Annotated in this window: 15 protein-coding genes; 8 read left to right on the top strand and 7 right to left on the bottom strand. The window is 66.3% G+C overall.

Features of this window, described 5'->3' with window-relative positions:
- The first annotated feature begins 94 nt into the window (after positions 1-94).
- Positions 95-1114: a class II fructose-bisphosphate aldolase gene (gene fbaA, locus QFZ60_RS17785; protein ID WP_307092200.1), complete on the top strand. Its 1020-nt coding sequence runs from the start codon at positions 95-97 to the stop codon at positions 1112-1114.
- Entirely contained in the window at positions 1115-1540 is a 426-nt protein-coding gene (locus QFZ60_RS17780) for a DUF3151 domain-containing protein (protein ID WP_056337171.1), read from the top strand.
- 86 nt (positions 1541-1626) lie between these two features.
- Here QFZ60_RS17780 and QFZ60_RS17775 read toward each other — a convergent pair whose 3' ends face one another.
- The gene (locus QFZ60_RS17775) at positions 1627-2256 is read right to left on the bottom strand and encodes a uracil-DNA glycosylase (protein ID WP_307092198.1); all 630 of its coding nucleotides are present in this window, start codon (positions 2254-2256) and stop codon (positions 1627-1629) included.
- Between the two features lie 327 nt (positions 2257-2583).
- On the opposite strand from QFZ60_RS17775, the gene QFZ60_RS17770 reads away from it, so the two are divergent.
- The 6 genes from QFZ60_RS17770 to QFZ60_RS17745 all read left to right on the top strand — a co-directional run bounded on the left by QFZ60_RS17770 (position 2584) and on the right by QFZ60_RS17745 (position 7466).
- Positions 2584-3639 carry a M14 family zinc carboxypeptidase gene (locus QFZ60_RS17770; protein ID WP_307092197.1) on the top strand — a complete coding sequence of 352 codons (1056 nt, stop codon included), beginning with the start codon at positions 2584-2586 and terminating at the stop codon, positions 3637-3639.
- 236 nt (positions 3640-3875) lie between these two features.
- A complete protein-coding gene (locus QFZ60_RS17765; RefSeq protein WP_056337478.1) occupies positions 3876-5165 on the top strand; it encodes an adenylosuccinate synthase in 1290 nt (429 codons plus the stop codon).
- A 189-nt stretch (positions 5166-5354) separates the two neighbouring features.
- Positions 5355-5726 (top strand): DUF1508 domain-containing protein, encoded by a 372-nt coding sequence (locus QFZ60_RS17760; protein ID WP_307092196.1) that lies wholly within the window; start codon positions 5355-5357, stop codon positions 5724-5726.
- Between the two features lie 55 nt (positions 5727-5781).
- Positions 5782-5949, top strand: coding sequence for a hypothetical protein (locus tag QFZ60_RS17755; RefSeq protein WP_307092194.1), 168 nt, complete (start codon positions 5782-5784; stop codon positions 5947-5949).
- Between the two features lie 72 nt (positions 5950-6021).
- Positions 6022-6573, top strand: a complete 552-nt coding sequence (locus tag QFZ60_RS17750) for an RNA polymerase sigma factor (RefSeq protein WP_307092193.1) — start codon at positions 6022-6024, stop codon at positions 6571-6573.
- Positions 6570-7466, top strand: a complete 897-nt coding sequence (locus QFZ60_RS17745; RefSeq protein ID WP_307092192.1) for a hypothetical protein — start codon at positions 6570-6572, stop codon at positions 7464-7466. The genes QFZ60_RS17750 and QFZ60_RS17745 overlap by 4 nt, the downstream gene beginning before the upstream one ends.
- A 63-nt stretch (positions 7467-7529) precedes the next feature.
- Here the strand turns inward: QFZ60_RS17745 and QFZ60_RS17740 are convergent, their stop codons facing one another.
- From QFZ60_RS17740 to QFZ60_RS17715, 6 genes are read right to left on the bottom strand one after another with little or no spacing between them, the layout of a single operon-like run.
- Positions 7530-8024: a CoA-binding protein gene (locus tag QFZ60_RS17740; RefSeq protein WP_307092190.1), complete on the bottom strand. Its 495-nt coding sequence runs from the start codon at positions 8022-8024 to the stop codon at positions 7530-7532.
- A complete protein-coding gene (locus tag QFZ60_RS17735; protein ID WP_307092189.1) occupies positions 8021-9373 on the bottom strand; it encodes an O-acetylhomoserine aminocarboxypropyltransferase/cysteine synthase family protein in 1353 nt (450 codons plus the stop codon). Before QFZ60_RS17735 ends, QFZ60_RS17740 begins: the two co-directional genes overlap by 4 nt.
- A complete protein-coding gene (gene sfnG, locus QFZ60_RS17730) occupies positions 9373-10566 on the bottom strand; it encodes a dimethylsulfone monooxygenase SfnG (RefSeq protein WP_307092188.1) in 1194 nt (397 codons plus the stop codon). The genes QFZ60_RS17735 and sfnG overlap by 1 nt, the downstream gene beginning before the upstream one ends.
- Entirely contained in the window at positions 10563-12527 is a 1965-nt protein-coding gene (gene acs, locus QFZ60_RS17725; protein ID WP_307093369.1) for an acetate--CoA ligase, read from the bottom strand. Before acs ends, sfnG begins: the two co-directional genes overlap by 4 nt.
- Positions 12518-13420, bottom strand: coding sequence for an ABC transporter permease (locus QFZ60_RS17720; RefSeq protein ID WP_307092186.1), 903 nt, complete (start codon positions 13418-13420; stop codon positions 12518-12520). Before QFZ60_RS17720 ends, acs begins: the two co-directional genes overlap by 10 nt.
- Positions 13420-14469: an aliphatic sulfonate ABC transporter substrate-binding protein gene (locus QFZ60_RS17715; RefSeq protein ID WP_307092185.1), complete on the bottom strand. Its 1050-nt coding sequence runs from the start codon at positions 14467-14469 to the stop codon at positions 13420-13422. The genes QFZ60_RS17720 and QFZ60_RS17715 overlap by 1 nt, the downstream gene beginning before the upstream one ends.
- Positions 14470-14588 lie beyond the last annotated feature (119 nt).

Raw genomic sequence — 14588 nt, 5'->3', positions numbered from 1 at the left:
CTCCCGCCCCGGGAATGGCTAGGATGGTGCCTAGCCGTAAGCGGTCTACTTGAGGGTCTTCCACCCACAGACGAAACTCAGCAGAGGAGCCAGCATGCCCATTGCAACCCCAGAGATCTACTCCGAAATGATCGACCGCGCGAAGGCGGGCGGCTTCGCATACCCGGCCGTGAACGTCACGTCCTCGCAGACGCTGAACGCAGCGCTCCGCGGGTTCGCCGAGGCGGAGTCCGACGGCATCGTCCAGGTTTCCACCGGCGGCGCCGCCTACTGGTCCGGCGCATCCACCAAGGACATGGTTGCCGGTTCCCTCGGCTTCGCAGCCTTCGCCCGGGAAGTCGCCAAGAACTACGGCGTCAACGTCGCCCTGCACACGGACCACTGCCCCAAGGACAAGCTGGACGGTTTCGTCCTGCCCCTGCTCGAGGCTTCCGAGGCTGAGGTCAAGGCCGGCCGCAACCCGCTGTTCAACTCCCACATGTGGGACGGCTCCGCAGAAACCCTGCAGGAAAACCTGCGCATCGCCCGCGACCTGCTGGCCCGCACTGCTGCCGCCAAGATGATCCTCGAAGTGGAGATCGGCACCGTCGGCGGCGAGGAAGACGGCGTCGAAAACGCCATCAACGACAAGCTGTACACCACGGTGGAAGACGCCCTGGCCACCATCGACGCCCTCGGCTCCGGCGAGAACGGCCGCTACATCACGGCCCTGACCTTCGGCAACGTCCACGGCGTCTACAAGCCCGGCGGCGTCAAGCTCCGCCCGGAGATCCTCAAGGACATCCAGGCGCAGGTGGGCTCGAAGATCGGCAAGGACAACCCGTTCGACCTGGTCTTCCACGGCGGCTCCGGCTCCTCCGACCAGGAAATCGCCGACGCCGTCTCCTTCGGCGTGATCAAGATGAACATCGACACGGACACCCAGTACGCCTACACGCGTCCCGTGGCCGACCACATGTTCAAGAACTACGACGGCGTCCTGAAGGTGGACGGCGAAGTAGGCAACAAGAAGACCTACGACCCCCGCGTCTGGGGCGCCTCCGCCGAAGCCGGCCTGGCAGCCCGCGTGGTGGAAGCCACCAAGCAGCTCGGTTCGGCCGGAAAGACCTTCTAAATGTCGGACGAGTTCCGCCGGAACCTGATGGGTCCGGAGCCCACGCTCCTGCCCGCCGAAACAGAGGTGTACGGGCAGCTTGAGGCCGGCCACGAGGCCCTGGACCTGGTGGCGAAACACCCCACGTCCTCGCTTTTGTGGGCCGTCCTGGCCGAGGAGGCATGGACAGAGGGCCGCACCATCGATTCCTACGCCTACGCCCGGGTGGGTTACCACCGTGGACTGGACGCGCTGCGCCGCAACGGCTGGCGGGGTGTGGGCCCCATCCCCTGGGAGCATGAGCCGAACCGCGGTTTCCTGCGGGCCCTCTACTCCCTGGGCAGGGCCTCGGCGGCCATCGGCGAGGCTGACGAGCCGGAGCGGATCGAGAAGTTCCTGAACGACTCCGATCCGACGGCGAAGGCTGCCATCGAGGGCAAATCCTAAAGGTTCCCAGGCTTAAACGGCCGACGGCGGGTGGCCACCTTTCCTGAAAAGGTGGCCACCCGCCGTCGGGCGTTAAAGTCCTTGGCTTAGGCTTTGGCGATGCCCGTGCGGGCCATGGCGTCTGCGTAGGCGGCGCGCATGTCCTCCAGGTATTCCTCCTGGCGTGCCGGGGAACCGGCGAAGGCGCGGCCGCTCAGGGAGCGGACCTTGTAGGTCTTCAGGCCGCGGCGCCAGAGCAGGGGCACTTCGGTCTTCAGCAGGAGGTTGGCCAGGCGGTTGGCCTCGGTGCCGTGCGCCACGATCACCGAGGCGCGGGGGACCAGGGCCAGGAACTTCAGCAGGGGCTTCAGGCCTGCCTGGATCTGGTCCGGAGTGAACTTTCCGTTGGCTTCGCCCGGAAGGTGCCAAGGGTGGACGTTCCACGGCATCACGAACTCGGGGCGCAGGCCCAGCTTCCACTGGATCCCCAGCATCCGGGTAGCGGCATCCTGGTCTCCGGCCGTGATGAATCCTGACGGATCCACCTCACCGATGTTGGAGAACAGGCTGATGATGCGGGTTTCCTCCACATCGTGCATGGGGTCCACATAGGGCACCACAGTTCCGGGCTTGGCCTCCTGCAGGGAATCGCACAGCTCGTTGACGGCGGCAACGCTGGGTTCGTAGCGGCGGCTCATGAGCTGTTCGTGGAATGTTTCGGGTGCCAGGGCTGTCATGAAGTGCTGGTTCTCCTGCGGGGATTGATATTGCTTCCACCGGCGAAAATGGGCGCACGGCGGCGCGGATCATCAACGGTGGTTAGTTGGGGTGGGCCGATTCCTGGTCGGCCTTTGCCAGTTTACCAAGCCCGGGGAAACGAAACGCCGGGCGCCTTCTACCAATGGAAGGCACTGCCCGGTATTTTCGCTGCTCACCGATGTGCTTTCAGGTTTTGTCCAGCGTATTGACAGTTTTCGTTAGGCTTGCTTGGCTGGGTGTCACATGCCGCCGCCGCGATGAAGCGGCTGGGCGGTACCCGAAGCACTTGAAAGAGGTAACGCACTGTGACGAAATCCTTCAGGATCCTTGCCGTAACCGGAGCCTTGGCGCTCGCCGTCGTGGCAGGCCCGGCGCCGCTGGCCAATGCCGTGGGCGAAGGGCCCACCTACGACGGCAATGGCCAGATCACCACGTCGAAGCTGGCCACCTATGACCAGCTGGTCTCGTTCCTGAAGGACCAGGACGCACGCCAGCCGGCCATGGAGCTGGAGGTCATCGGCCAGACCGTCAAGGGCCGCGACATCCACCTGGTGAAGTACATCTCGGATCCGGCCAAGCCCACCATCCTGTACCTCACCCAGCAGCACGGCAATGAACAGCTCACCACCGAAGGTGCCATGGAGTTCATCAAGCACCTGGGGACGGGAAAGTCTGCAGGCATCCTGGACGGCGTGAACATCCTGATCGTGCCCATGCTCAATGCGGACGGCGCCATGGGGGACGTCAACTTCTCCCTGGAGGACTATCTGGCCAAGGGGGACCGCCACCTCACCCGCTACAACGCAGAGGGTGTGGACCTGAACCGGGACCACGTGGCCAAGATCCAGCCGGAAACCCAGGCGCTGCACAACAACGTGATGCGCAAGTACCGCATCGACTACATGATCGACCTGCACCACCAGGGCACCCGGGCCGAGCGCGACGGAAAGCTGGTCTCCGGCTCCATCCTGTATCCCACCACCCCGAACGCCGACCCCGCCGTCGTGGAGAAATCCAAGCAGCTCGGCGCCGTGGTCTTCAACAACGTCGACTCCACCGGCTGGGGCCACCTGGGCAAGTACCAGGGCGGCAGCGCCGAGACCATCAGCCGCAACGGCCTTTCGGCGGAATACGGCATCGCCACCCTGCTCTTCGAGATGCGCGGCATGTCCGACCACTACCTGGACGGCTATGCGCTGGGGCAGCGGAGCAACGGCTACCTGATCCAGCAGACGGTCACCACGCTGACCTCCACTGCCGCGGCCATCGCGGATGGATCAATTGCCGACGCCGACACCTCCTTCTGGGACACGCTCGCCGAGCAGACGTCCCGGCCTGCAGGGGAAGCGGAAGACGAGTAACGGCCCGGTGCCGCCGCGGTCCTTCTTGTCGGAGGGCCGCGGCGGGCCCAAGCCGTGGACAAACTGCCCCATCGGCTAAACTTGGGTGGTAAGAGCCCCGGAACTCTTGCTTCGCCGTGCCGCCCCGCGGACCAGCGAAGACCGGTATGTTCGGGGCATTCTCATGAACGGCGCAGCGCGGGCCCCGCCACCAGATGGCAGGACCCGGGCAGCCCGAACGAATGGGGGAGGATCCCATGCCAGCAATTGTGATCGTAGGAGCCCAGTGGGGCGACGAAGGAAAAGGCAAGGCCACCGATCTTCTGGGCGGCCGCGTTGACTACGTCGTCAAGCCCAACGGCGGCAACAACGCCGGGCACACCGTCGTCGTAGGCGGTGAAAAGTACGAACTCAAACTGCTGCCGGCCGGCATCCTCAGCCCCAATGCTGTTCCCATCATCGGCAACGGCTGCGTGGTGAACCTCGAGGCCCTCTTCCAGGAAATCGACGGGCTCCAGGCGCGCGGCGCCGACACCTCAAAGCTCCGCGTTTCCGCCAACGCCCACCTGGTGGCCCCGTACCACCAGGTCCTCGACAAAGTGACGGAGCGCTTCCTGGGCAGCCGGGCAATCGGAACCACCGGCCGCGGCATCGGGCCCGCCTACATGGACAAGGTGGCCCGCCTGGGCATCCGCGTCCAGGATGTCTTCGACGAGTCCATCCTCCGCCAGAAGGTGGAAGGCTCCCTGCGCCAGAAGAACGAACTGCTGGTCAAGGTCTACAACCGCCGCGGCGTGGTGGTGGACGAGATCGTGGAGTACTTCCTGTCCTTCGCGGACCGGCTCCGCCCGCTGGTCATCGACAGCACCCTGGTCCTGAACACGGCGCTGGACGAGGGCAAGGTAGTGCTCATGGAAGGAGGCCAGGCGACATTCCTGGACGTGGACCACGGCACCTACCCGTTCGTGACCTCCTCCAACCCCACCGCCGGCGGCGCGTCGGTGGGCTCCGGCATCGGTCCCACCCGCATTTCCCGCTCGATCGGCATCATCAAGGCCTACACCACCCGCGTTGGTGCCGGGCCGTTCCCCACCGAACTCTTCGACGAGATGGGCGTTTACCTGCAGAAGACCGGCGGCGAATTCGGCGTCAACACCGGCCGGCCGCGCCGCTGCGGCTGGTACGACGCCGTCCTGGCCCGCCATGCTTCACGCGTTAACGGTTTCACGGACTACTTCGTCACCAAGCTGGACGTGCTCACCGGCATCGAGCAGATCCCCGTCTGCGTGGCCTACGACGTGGACGGTGTCCGGCACGACGAAATGCCCATGACGCAGACCGAGTTCCACCACGCCAAGCCCATCTTCGAGTACTTCGATGGCTGGACCGAGGACATCACGGGTGCCCGCACCCTGGCTGACCTGCCGGAGAATGCGCGCAACTACGTCCTGGCGCTGGAGAAGCTGTCCGGGACCCGCTTCTCCGCTATCGGCGTGGGCCCGGACCGGGACCAGACCATTGTGGTGAACGACCTCATCAACGACTGACACGCGCAGCCAGGGCAGAATGGCGACGACGGCAGGCCACCTTTGCAGGTGGCCTGCCGTTTGCGCATCGTGGGCTGTCCCTACAGGGTGGAAAGCAATTTACACAGGCTTAACGCGCACGGCCTTGTGAGGCTGCAGGTGCATTGGCGAGACTCATTAGTACCCCCTGGTGCCCAAGGAAGGACCGTCATGGCCGGAAAATTTGAAGCATTCATCGACGCTGATTCGTTCTTCCGGTTCCGGCTCCTGGCCCCGGATGGCGCAGTGGTCGCGGTGTCCGGGCCGTACCGGGACAAGCAGGCCCTCGCGGCCGGCATCGCTGCGGTCCGCGAATGTGCCGGCACTGGTTTGGTCACGGACCTTTGTCCGGCCGGGACGGCGGCGCGTCCCGTGACGGCGCCCGTTGCGGCTGCTTCCGTGGTTTCCGCGGAACCGCCCGCCGGCGTCGTACCCGTATGCAGCGAGGAGCGCATGCCCGCGGGATTGAATCCGTTCCCGCTGGCAAAGGCACCGCGCCGGCAGGCCACACTGCCCCGGTGGACCAGGGCTGCTGCCCGATGAGTGCGGCGGAACAGGCCACAAAAAAGTTTTTTTGATATCGCGTAACCCTTTCGGGGTGCGCAGCGATTACCCCTATGAAGTGCCGGTCTGGAACCTGTCCCCCATCACGTTCCAGACCGGCTCTTTTGTCTTTCCGCTCAACCGGCAGCAGAGGCCGGACCCGGTAATGGCCCGTTTACCCGGCGTCGTGGCGGTTCCGGCAGCGGTAGTTACTGAAGGGTAAAGTAGGGGCAGCGTTCCGGATGTACTGAACGACTGCCTTGCCAACCCCTCCTTGACGGAAAGCACCACGTCAGTGACTGATGCAGAGACAGATGAGGCTCCGGACCACCCAACCCCCGCGACCCCTGCCTTCAGCCTCGTCTACAAGACATACGCGTCGCAGGTACTGGGCTATCTCACCGCCCGGGGAGTAGAGGATCCGGAGGCCGCCATGCAGGAAGTGTTTCTTTCAGTCCTGCCCCGGCTCGACACTGTGCACGGTGGAGATGCCGGGCTCCGCACCTTCATCTTTTCGGTTGCCCACGCACGGATGGTGGACGATCACCGCCGCCAAAGCCGAAGCCCGCTCAAGCTGCCGTTCGAGCCCGAGCTTGACCAGCGCCAGGACAGCTCAGCGGAAAAACAAGCACTGCAACGAATCTCACCCGGGGAAATCCTCGGGCTGCTGGACGGCCTGCCCCAGGACCAGCGCGAAGTTCTGTCGCTGCGGCTGGTGGGCGGCCTGACGGTGGAACAGACAGCGGAGACCATCAACAAGAGCGCCGGCGCCGTGAAGCAGCTCCAGCGGCGCGCACTGCTGAAACTTCGGGAACTTGCGGCAGTGAGGGAGTATTTCACGCCATGACATCCGCTTCGGACAAGCTCGTCACGTTCGTTGACGATATGCTCCAGGACGCCGGCCTGGGCCAGGACACGGAACTGCGGGACTCCCTGGTGACGCTGGGTGCCCTGGGTTCGCTGCCCGCTCCGGCGCCCACCGGGGAGCTCGCAGCGCTGCTCGCCGCCGCGGACCATGGCGATTCGTCCGGTGACCAGCTGAATGGTGACCGGCCGGACGACGAACTTGGGCGTCGCCGTCGCCGCTTGAACCGTCCCACCGCACTGGGACTGGCCCTGGTGGCCGGGATGGGGCTGGGCGTTGGGGGAGTGGCCGCCAGCTCAACCGCTCCCGGCAACAGCGCGATGGAGCAGTTGATGGAGGACTGGGCGCCGTGGGGCAATCCCGCCGCTGGCGCGCCAGCCACCGCCGCCGGCAACCCCGCGGAAGAGGCGGACGCGGATACAGACCTTACCGCCACCGCCTTGCCTTCGGCGCCCGGTGGGGCCACCCATCCGGGAAGAGCCGTGTTCCGCTTCCTGCCGGGTCCTGCCGGCCTGGCCGGTTACACGGGCCCGCCGGCGTGCCTTGGCCCGGTTATGCATAGCGCCGGCGCAGGCTCCGGGAAGTGCGCCGCCGGGGCCGCCCTAACTGCTGAGCCAAGCGGCCCCGGCGGCAAGGATGGCAGTGGAGCGGCCGCGGCCGCAGGAACACCGGCGGGCCAGGCTGCGGCCGCCTCCGGCAAGGACGGGGTCCCGGCACCGGATGCTGCGGCCGGCGGCGTGGCCCCAGGCGGCGTGGACCCGGCGGGGGCGGCCCGGAAAGCCGCAGGCTCCGCGGGGGCTGGAGACGGCGTGTCCGGCAAAGGCCAGGGCGGAAGCCAGGGAAACAACCAGAAGCCGGCGTCCCCGGCAAAATAGCTGATATGCACCAAGAGCGGGCCCGTCCAACGGGCCCGCTCCACTGCTAGGTGGCGGAAACGGTCAGGACAGGACCTGCCGCTTCGAGGAAATGACGCCTGTATCGAACCCGGCAAGGTGGAGGCCGCCGTGGAAACGGGCGTGCTCGATCTTTACGCAGCGGTCCATCACCACATCGAGCCCGGCGGCTTCCGCGTCCGCGGCCACCCCTTCGTGCCAGGACCCCAGCTGCAACCAGAGCGTCCTGGCTCCCGCGGCCACTGCCTCGTCCAGGACACCGGGCAGGTCGTCGTGCTTGCGGAACACGTCAACGATGTCCGGGCTCTCCGGCAGGTCCGCCAGCGAGGCGTAGGTGGGCCGGCCCAGGATTTCCTTGACCACCGGGTTGACGAAGTACACCTTGTAGCGGGTGGAGGACAGCAGGTAGGTGGCCACGAAGTAGCTGGCCCGCGACGGTTTGTCCGAAGCGCCAACAATCGCAATCGACTTCGCCTGCCGGAGCAGGGCCAACCGCTCCGGTGCTGACGGGCCGGACCACGTACGTTCAGCGGTGCTCATGCGTTTGCTCCGATCGTGCAGGCGTCTGCAGGTTCTTCACTGACAGGTTCGGGCGCGGCCGCCAGGGCTGATGCCTCGGTAAGCGCCTGGTCCAGGTCCCACAGGATGTCCTCGATGTCCTCCAGGCCCACCGAAATGCGGACCAGGTCCTCCGGCACGCCCGCCGATTCGAGCTGGGCGGGGCTCAACTGCTGGTGCGTGGTGGAACCCGGGTGGATCACCAGGGTCCGCGAGTCACCCACGTTGGCCAGGTGCGAGGCCAGCTGCAGCGACTCAATGAACTTCCGGCCCGCGGCCCGTCCGCCCTTCACCCCGAAGGAGAAGACCGATCCCGGGCCCAGCGGCAGGTACTTCCGTGCCCGCTCAAAGTGCGGGTGGGAGGGCAGGCCGGAGTAGTTCACGTACGCCACCCGGTCGTCATTCTCGAGCCATTCGGCCACGGCCTGCGCGTTCTTCAGGTGCTCGTCAAGCCGCTGGGGCAAGGTTTCGACGCCTTGGAGGAGCTGGAACGCCGACTGCGGTGACAGGGCCGGTCCAATGTCGCGCAGCTGTTCGGAGCGGAGCTTGGTGAGGAAGCCGTATTCGCCGAAGTTGCCCCACCAGGAGACGTTGCCGTAGGAAGCCACCGGCTCGGTCATGGTTGGGAACTTGCCGTTGCCCCAGTTGAACCGGCCGCTTTCCACCACCACGCCACCCAGGGTGGTGCCGTGCCCACCCAGGAATTTCGTGGCCGAGTGGATCACGATGTCGGCGCCGTGCTCGATGGGGCGCACGAGGTACGGCGTGCTCAAGGTGGCGTCCACCACCAGGGGGATCCCGGCGTCGTGCGCCACCTTCGCCAGCCCCGCCAGGTCCTGGACCTCCGACGACGGGTTGGCCACCACCTCCACGAAGATCGCCTTGGTGTTCTCCCGGACCGCCGCAGCATAGTCAGCGGGGTCGGTGCCGGGCACAAACGTGGTGTCCACGCCAAAGCGGCGCAGGGTCACGTCCAGCTGGGTCACCGTGCCGCCGTACAGCTGGGAGGCTGCCACGATGTGGTCGCCGGCCTGCGTCAATGCGGCGAAGGTGATGAACTCCGCAGCCATGCCAGACGAGGTTGCCACGGCGCCGATGCCGCCTTCGAGGGATGCGATGCGCTCCTCGAAGGCTGCCACCGTGGGGTTGCCGATGCGGGAGTAGATGTTGCCGTACTTCTGCAGGGCGAACAGGTTGGCGGCGTCATCAGTGTCCTTGAAGACAAAGGACGTGGTTTGGTAGATGGGGACGGCGCGGGCGCCGTGCTCGGCGTCGGGAATGCCGCCGGCATGCAGGGCGCGGGTGCGGAAACCGAAAGTACGGTCAGCCATCAGACAGCCACCGCCTCAGCGGCCACCGGCGTGCCGGACAGGTTGAGTTCCGTGCCGTTCTTCCGGGCCAGGTCAGCCTCCAACTCGCGGACGATCGGCAGGATGTCCCGGCCGAATGCGGCCACCTCCTCCTGGAAGTGCAGGTAGCAGGTGAGGAACAGGTTCACGCCGATCTTCTTGTACTCCACGATGCGCTCGGCGATCTGCTCCGGGGTGCCGATCAGCTGGGTCTTGAAGCCGTCGTTGTATTGGATCAGGTCCTCGAATGTGGAGTCGGCCCACATGCCCTTGCCGTCCTTGGTGGATGCTCCGGCTTCCTGCACGGCGTCGCGGAAACCCTGGACCGCCGGCTTGTGTGCCTTCTCGACGATCTCGCGCAGGGTGTCCCGCGCTTCCTTCTCAGAGTCGCGGGCGATGACGAATCCGTTCAGGCCAAACTTCGGCGCTGCCAGCCGGCCCTCGGCGCCGCGGCGGGCCTCGCCGGCGGAAGCGACCACGCCGGCGATGTTCTCCTTGAAGCCCTCCAGGTCCTTGCCGTTTGAGAAGTACCAGTCGGCCACGCGGCCGGCCGTGGCCTGGGCCGCCGTCGAGTTTCCGCCGAAGAAGATTTCCGGGTGGGCGCGGCCGGGGACATCAACCGGCGCGGGGTTCAGCGTGAAGTCGGTGATGTTGTAGTACTTGCCGGACTGGCTGTACTCCTTTTCGGTCCACAGACCGCGCAGGACGTTGATGAACTCCTCGGTGCGGACATAGCGCTCATCGTGTTCCAGCCATTCCAGGCCGAAGTTGGTGAACTCGCTCTTCAGCCAGCCGGAGACGATGTTCACGGCGGCGCGGCCGTTGGAGATGTGGTCCGCGGTGATGATGTACTTGGCCAGCACGCCGGGGTGCCACATGCCCGGGTGGACGGCAGCGATCACCTTCAACCGTTCGGTGGCGGCCAGCAGGGCCAGGCTGAACGACGTGGCCTCATGCTGCTTGTCCGCCCCGTAGGACGCGGCGTAGCGGGTCTGGGTCAGGGCGTACTCGAAGCCTGAGTCCTCGGCGATCCGGGCGAGCTTCCTGTTGTAGTCGAAGTCCCAGCCGGTGCGCTGTTCGATGGTGGACACCACCAGGCCGCCGGAGACGTTCGGAACCCAGTACGCGAACTTGAGGGGTTCGGAGAGTCGGGCGACGTTGCTGATCTCGGTCATGAATTTTCCTTTGCTAGGGTCCGCTGGTGCAGGACGTGCTGGATGCCGGCGATCGCCGGTTCGTTCTGGAGTGAGGTGGTATCGCCCAGCGCGGTACCTTCGAACAGTTGGGTGAGCAGCCGGCGCATGATCTTGCCGCTGCGCGTCTTGGGGACATCGGGGACCACGACGACGTCGCGCGGCTTGGCGATGGGCCCGATCTCCCTGGCCACGTGGTTCCGGAGCTCGTGGGCCACATCGCTGGTCAGCCGGGCTTCAGCGCCTGCCTTCAGGACAACGAAGGAGACCACCGCATGGCCGGTTTTCGGGTCCGAGACCGGGCAGACCCCGGCTTCCACCACCTCCGGGTGGGACACCAGGGCGGATTCGATCTCGATGGTGGAGAGCAGGTGGCCGGAGACGTTGAGGGTGTCATCCACCCGGCCCAGGATCCAGATGTCGCCGTCGGCGTCGTACTTGGCGCCGTCACCGGCCAGGAACCAGCCGCGGTCCGCGTACTTGCTCCAGTAGGAATCGAAGTAGCGGCGCGGGTTGCCCCAGACGGTGCGCGCGATAGCGGGCCCGGGGGAGTCAACCACGATGTTTCCCTGGACGCCGGGCGCAACTTTATTGCCGGCGTCGTCCACGATCCTGGTGCTGACCCCTGGCAGCGGACGCGCGGCACAGCCGGGCTTGAAGCTGGCGTCCGTGGGGGAGGGGGAGAGGATGGTGGCGCCGGTCTCGGACTGCCACCAGGTGTCTACCACGGGGGCGGTTCCGGCGCCCACGTTCTCCCGCAGCCAGCGCCAGGCTTCAGGGTTGACGGCCTCGCCCACCGTGCCCAGCAGGCGGATGGAGGAGAGGTTGTAGCTGTCCGGGACGCCGTCCGGGAACCAGCCCATGAGGGAACGGACCAGCGTAGGGGCGGTGTAGTACTGCGTCACGCCGTAGCGTTCGATGATTTCGAAGTGCCGCCCGGGGTGCGGGGTGTTGGGGGTGCCTTCGAAGATCACCTGGGTCACGCCGTTGGAGAGCGGACCGTAGATTTCGTAGGTGTGCGCCGTAACCCAGGCGAGGTCCGCAGTGCACCAGTGCACGTCCTGGTCGCGCAGCGCCGGATCCGGGTTGCTGAACAGGTGCTCGAAGCTCCAGGACGCCTGCGTCAGGTAGCCGCCAGAGGTGTGCACCAGCCCTTTGGGCTTGCCGGTGGTGCCGGAGGTGTACATGATGAACAGCGGCGTTTCGGCGTCGAAGACCTCGGGCTGGTGGACGTCCGGGGCGTTGTCGACGACGTCGTGCCACCACACATCGCGGCCTTCAGCCATGTGGACGGCCGCCAATTCATCAGCGGGCGTGGTGCGGTTGACCACCAGGACGTGCTCGATGGCGTTGTCACCGGCCACTGCCGCGTCCGCGTTGTCCTTCACGGGCACGGCCACGCCGCGGCGGAACTGGCCGTCCGTGGTGACCAGGAGCTTGGCCCCGGTGTCCTCCACCCGGAACTTCAAGGCCTCTGCGGAGAAGCCGCCGAACACCAGTGAATGGATGGCGCCGATGCGGGCCACTGCGAGGGTGATGATGACCGTTTCGGGGATGACCGGGAGGTAGATGACCACGCGGTCGCCCTTGCTGATGCCCAGGGCCAGGAGGGCGTTGGCTGCCTTGGACACTTCGCGCTGGAGTTCGGCGTAGGTAATGGATTTCCGGTCGCCCGGCTCGCCCTCGAAGTGGAGGGCCACCTTCTGTCCGCGGCCGGCGGCGACATGGCGGTCAACGCAGTTGGCGGCCACGTTGAGTTTCCCGCCCTCAAACCAGGTGATCTCCGGGCCGCGGCCGGCCTCCGGGTCCGCGGGAACCCAGCCGTGCGCGGTGTGCCAGGGCGTGTCCCAGTCCAGGCGCAGCGCCTGCTGCTCCCAAAAGGCGACGTTGTCCGGGCGCACGCCCGCGTTCAGGTCAAAGGTTTCGGTGGTGCTCAGGCCCATCGTTTCACCGCCCATTTTTCGGCCAGCCCCAGCAGCGCGTCGGTAATTTTTCCAATGACGGCCAGCATCACGATGGCCAGGAGCAGCCGGTCCGTGCGGCCGTTGTTCTGCGAGTCGATCAGCAGGAAGCCCAGCCCCATGGAGGAAGCGATCAGTTCCGCCGCCACCAGGAACAGCCAGGCTTGGGCAAGCGCCAGGCGCAGCCCTGAGAACACTGCGGGGACGACGGCGGGCAGCTGCACGGTGGTCAGGAGGCGGACGCCTTTCAACCCGAAGGCGCGTGCGGCTTCCACCAGGTTCCGGTCCACATGGCGCAGGGCCAGGGAAACCGTTGTGAACACCGGAAAGAACGCGCCGATGATGATGAGCGTGACCTTGGAGTCCTCGCCGATCTTCATCCACAGGATCAGCAGCGGCACCCAGGCCAGGGACGGCACGGCGCGCAGCGCACCGATGGTGGGCGCCAGCAGTGCGTCGGCGAGTTTGGACAGTCCCACGCCGGCACCCAGGACCAGGCCCAGGGCGGCGCCCACCAGGAATCCAATGAGGACCCGCTGGGTGGAGATGGCGATGTGGATTCCCAGTTCGCCGCGTTCCACGAGTTCGCCGGCAGCGGCCAGCACCATGGCGGGCGGGGGCAGCTGGACTACGGTGAACAGGCCGCTGGCGGAGGCTGCCTGCCAGGCGACCAGGAGGGCAGCGGGGATGATCAGGCCAAGGGGCAGACGCGCCCAGTTCCTGGTGCGGACTCCGGCGGGAGACCATCCCGTTGCCGGAGCGGGTGCCGGCACGGCACCCGCCTGGGCTGCGTCTGCCGTTGTTGCGGGGGCGGCTGCAGCACGCCCGTCCGCAACACTGCTGCCGGTGATCTTTGGCTCTCCTGGGTGGGTCATCAGGAGGCCTTAATGGCTGACGGATCAGCCTTCTTCACCAGCGAGTCGTCGAGAAGGGAGGCCACGGCGTCGTCAATCTGCTTCTGCGTCTTCACGTCACCGGTTTCCACGAAGGTGGGCCCGATCTTCTCCAGTACTTTGCGCTGCGCGTCCCCCGGTGCCGGATCGACGTCCAGGTTGCTGCGCTCCAGCACCACGGTCTTGGCGACGGCGGGGTCCAGGCCGGCGGCGTCGGCCAGGATCTGCGCGGTCTGGTCCGGGTTCTGCGCTGCCCAGGCGCGGGCCTTTTCATAGGCGTTCACCACTGCCTGGGCCAGTTCAGGCTTGTTCTTCAGGAACGGTTCCGTGGCGTTGAGGAAGCCGTAGGTGTTGAAGTCCAGGTTGCGGTAAAAGAGTTTGGCGCCCTTCTGCTCAGCCCCGGCCATGATCGGATCCAGCCCGGACCAGGCCTGGACCGAGCCGTTTTCCAGGGCGGTGCGGCCGTCCGCGTGCTGCAGGTTCTGGACCGTCACGTCACCGGGCTTCAGCCCCGCCTGCTCCAGTGCCTGCAGCAGGAAGAAATAGGGGTCGGTGCCCTTGGTGGCGGCTACGGACTTGCCCTTGAGGTCGGCCACGGAGGTGATGTCCGAGCCGGCGGGCGCCACCAGGGCCGCCCACTCGGGCTGGGAGTAGATGTCGATGGTCTTGATTTCCGAGCCGTTGGCGCGGGCCAACAGGGCTGCGGACCCGGCGGTGGAGCCCACGTCGATGGCGCCGGAGCGCAGGGCCTCATTGGCTTTGTTGGACCCGGCGGACTGCACCCAGTTCACCGTCACGCCCTGGTCTTTGAGGCTGGCCTCCAGCCACCCCTGCTTCTTGATCACCAGGCTCAGCGGGTTGTAGGTGGCGAAGTCGATGTTGAGCGTGCCGCCCTTGCTGCTGCCGGCCGCGGCTGCGCTGCCGGAGGAACCTTCCCCTGCAACGCAGCCCGTGAGTGCCAGCACCGCGGAAGCGGCAAGGGCTGCTGCGCCAAGGACGGAACGGCGGGTGATGGGCAATGCGTGCGGCATGGGTTTCCTTTGAAAGCGGGGATGGAACGGTATGAAACAGGGGGAGGCTCGGGTGGTGCCGCCGGTCAGGAACGGCGTCCGACGGCGGCCCGGGCCAACAGGGCGGGTTACGGCAATGG

It is taken from the genome of Arthrobacter sp. B2I5, from assembly GCF_030816735.1.
In the GTDB taxonomy this organism is placed as follows: Bacteria; Actinomycetota; Actinomycetes; order Actinomycetales; family Micrococcaceae; genus Arthrobacter.
Note: the sequence above shows the minus strand (reverse complement) of the source record. Positions and strands in the feature narration are given on the sequence as shown.

Bases quoted from the DNA above. Each gene is read 5' to 3' on its own strand.
- QFZ60_RS17780 (WP_056337171.1), top strand. From the start codon at position 1,115: ATGTCGGACGAGTTCCGCCGGAACCTGATGGGTCCGGAGCCCACGCTC.
- QFZ60_RS17735 (WP_307092189.1), bottom strand. From the start codon at position 9,373: ATGGCTGACCGTACTTTCGGTTTCCGCACCCGCGCCCTGCATGCCGGC.
- QFZ60_RS17745 (WP_307092192.1), top strand. From the start codon at position 6,570: ATGACATCCGCTTCGGACAAGCTCGTCACGTTCGTTGACGATATGCTC.
- fbaA (WP_307092200.1), top strand. From the start codon at position 95: ATGCCCATTGCAACCCCAGAGATCTACTCCGAAATGATCGACCGCGCG.
- QFZ60_RS17720 (WP_307092186.1), bottom strand. From the start codon at position 13,420: ATGACCCACCCAGGAGAGCCAAAGATCACCGGCAGCAGTGTTGCGGAC.
- QFZ60_RS17775 (WP_307092198.1), bottom strand. From the start codon at position 2,256: ATGACAGCCCTGGCACCCGAAACATTCCACGAACAGCTCATGAGCCGC.
- QFZ60_RS17765 (WP_056337478.1), top strand. From the start codon at position 3,876: ATGCCAGCAATTGTGATCGTAGGAGCCCAGTGGGGCGACGAAGGAAAA.
- QFZ60_RS17715 (WP_307092185.1), bottom strand. From the start codon at position 14,469: ATGCCGCACGCATTGCCCATCACCCGCCGTTCCGTCCTTGGCGCAGCA.
- acs (WP_307093369.1), bottom strand. From the start codon at position 12,527: ATGGGCCTGAGCACCACCGAAACCTTTGACCTGAACGCGGGCGTGCGC.
- sfnG (WP_307092188.1), bottom strand. From the start codon at position 10,566: ATGACCGAGATCAGCAACGTCGCCCGACTCTCCGAACCCCTCAAGTTC.
- QFZ60_RS17760 (WP_307092196.1), top strand. From the start codon at position 5,355: ATGGCCGGAAAATTTGAAGCATTCATCGACGCTGATTCGTTCTTCCGG.
- QFZ60_RS17740 (WP_307092190.1), bottom strand. From the start codon at position 8,024: ATGAGCACCGCTGAACGTACGTGGTCCGGCCCGTCAGCACCGGAGCGG.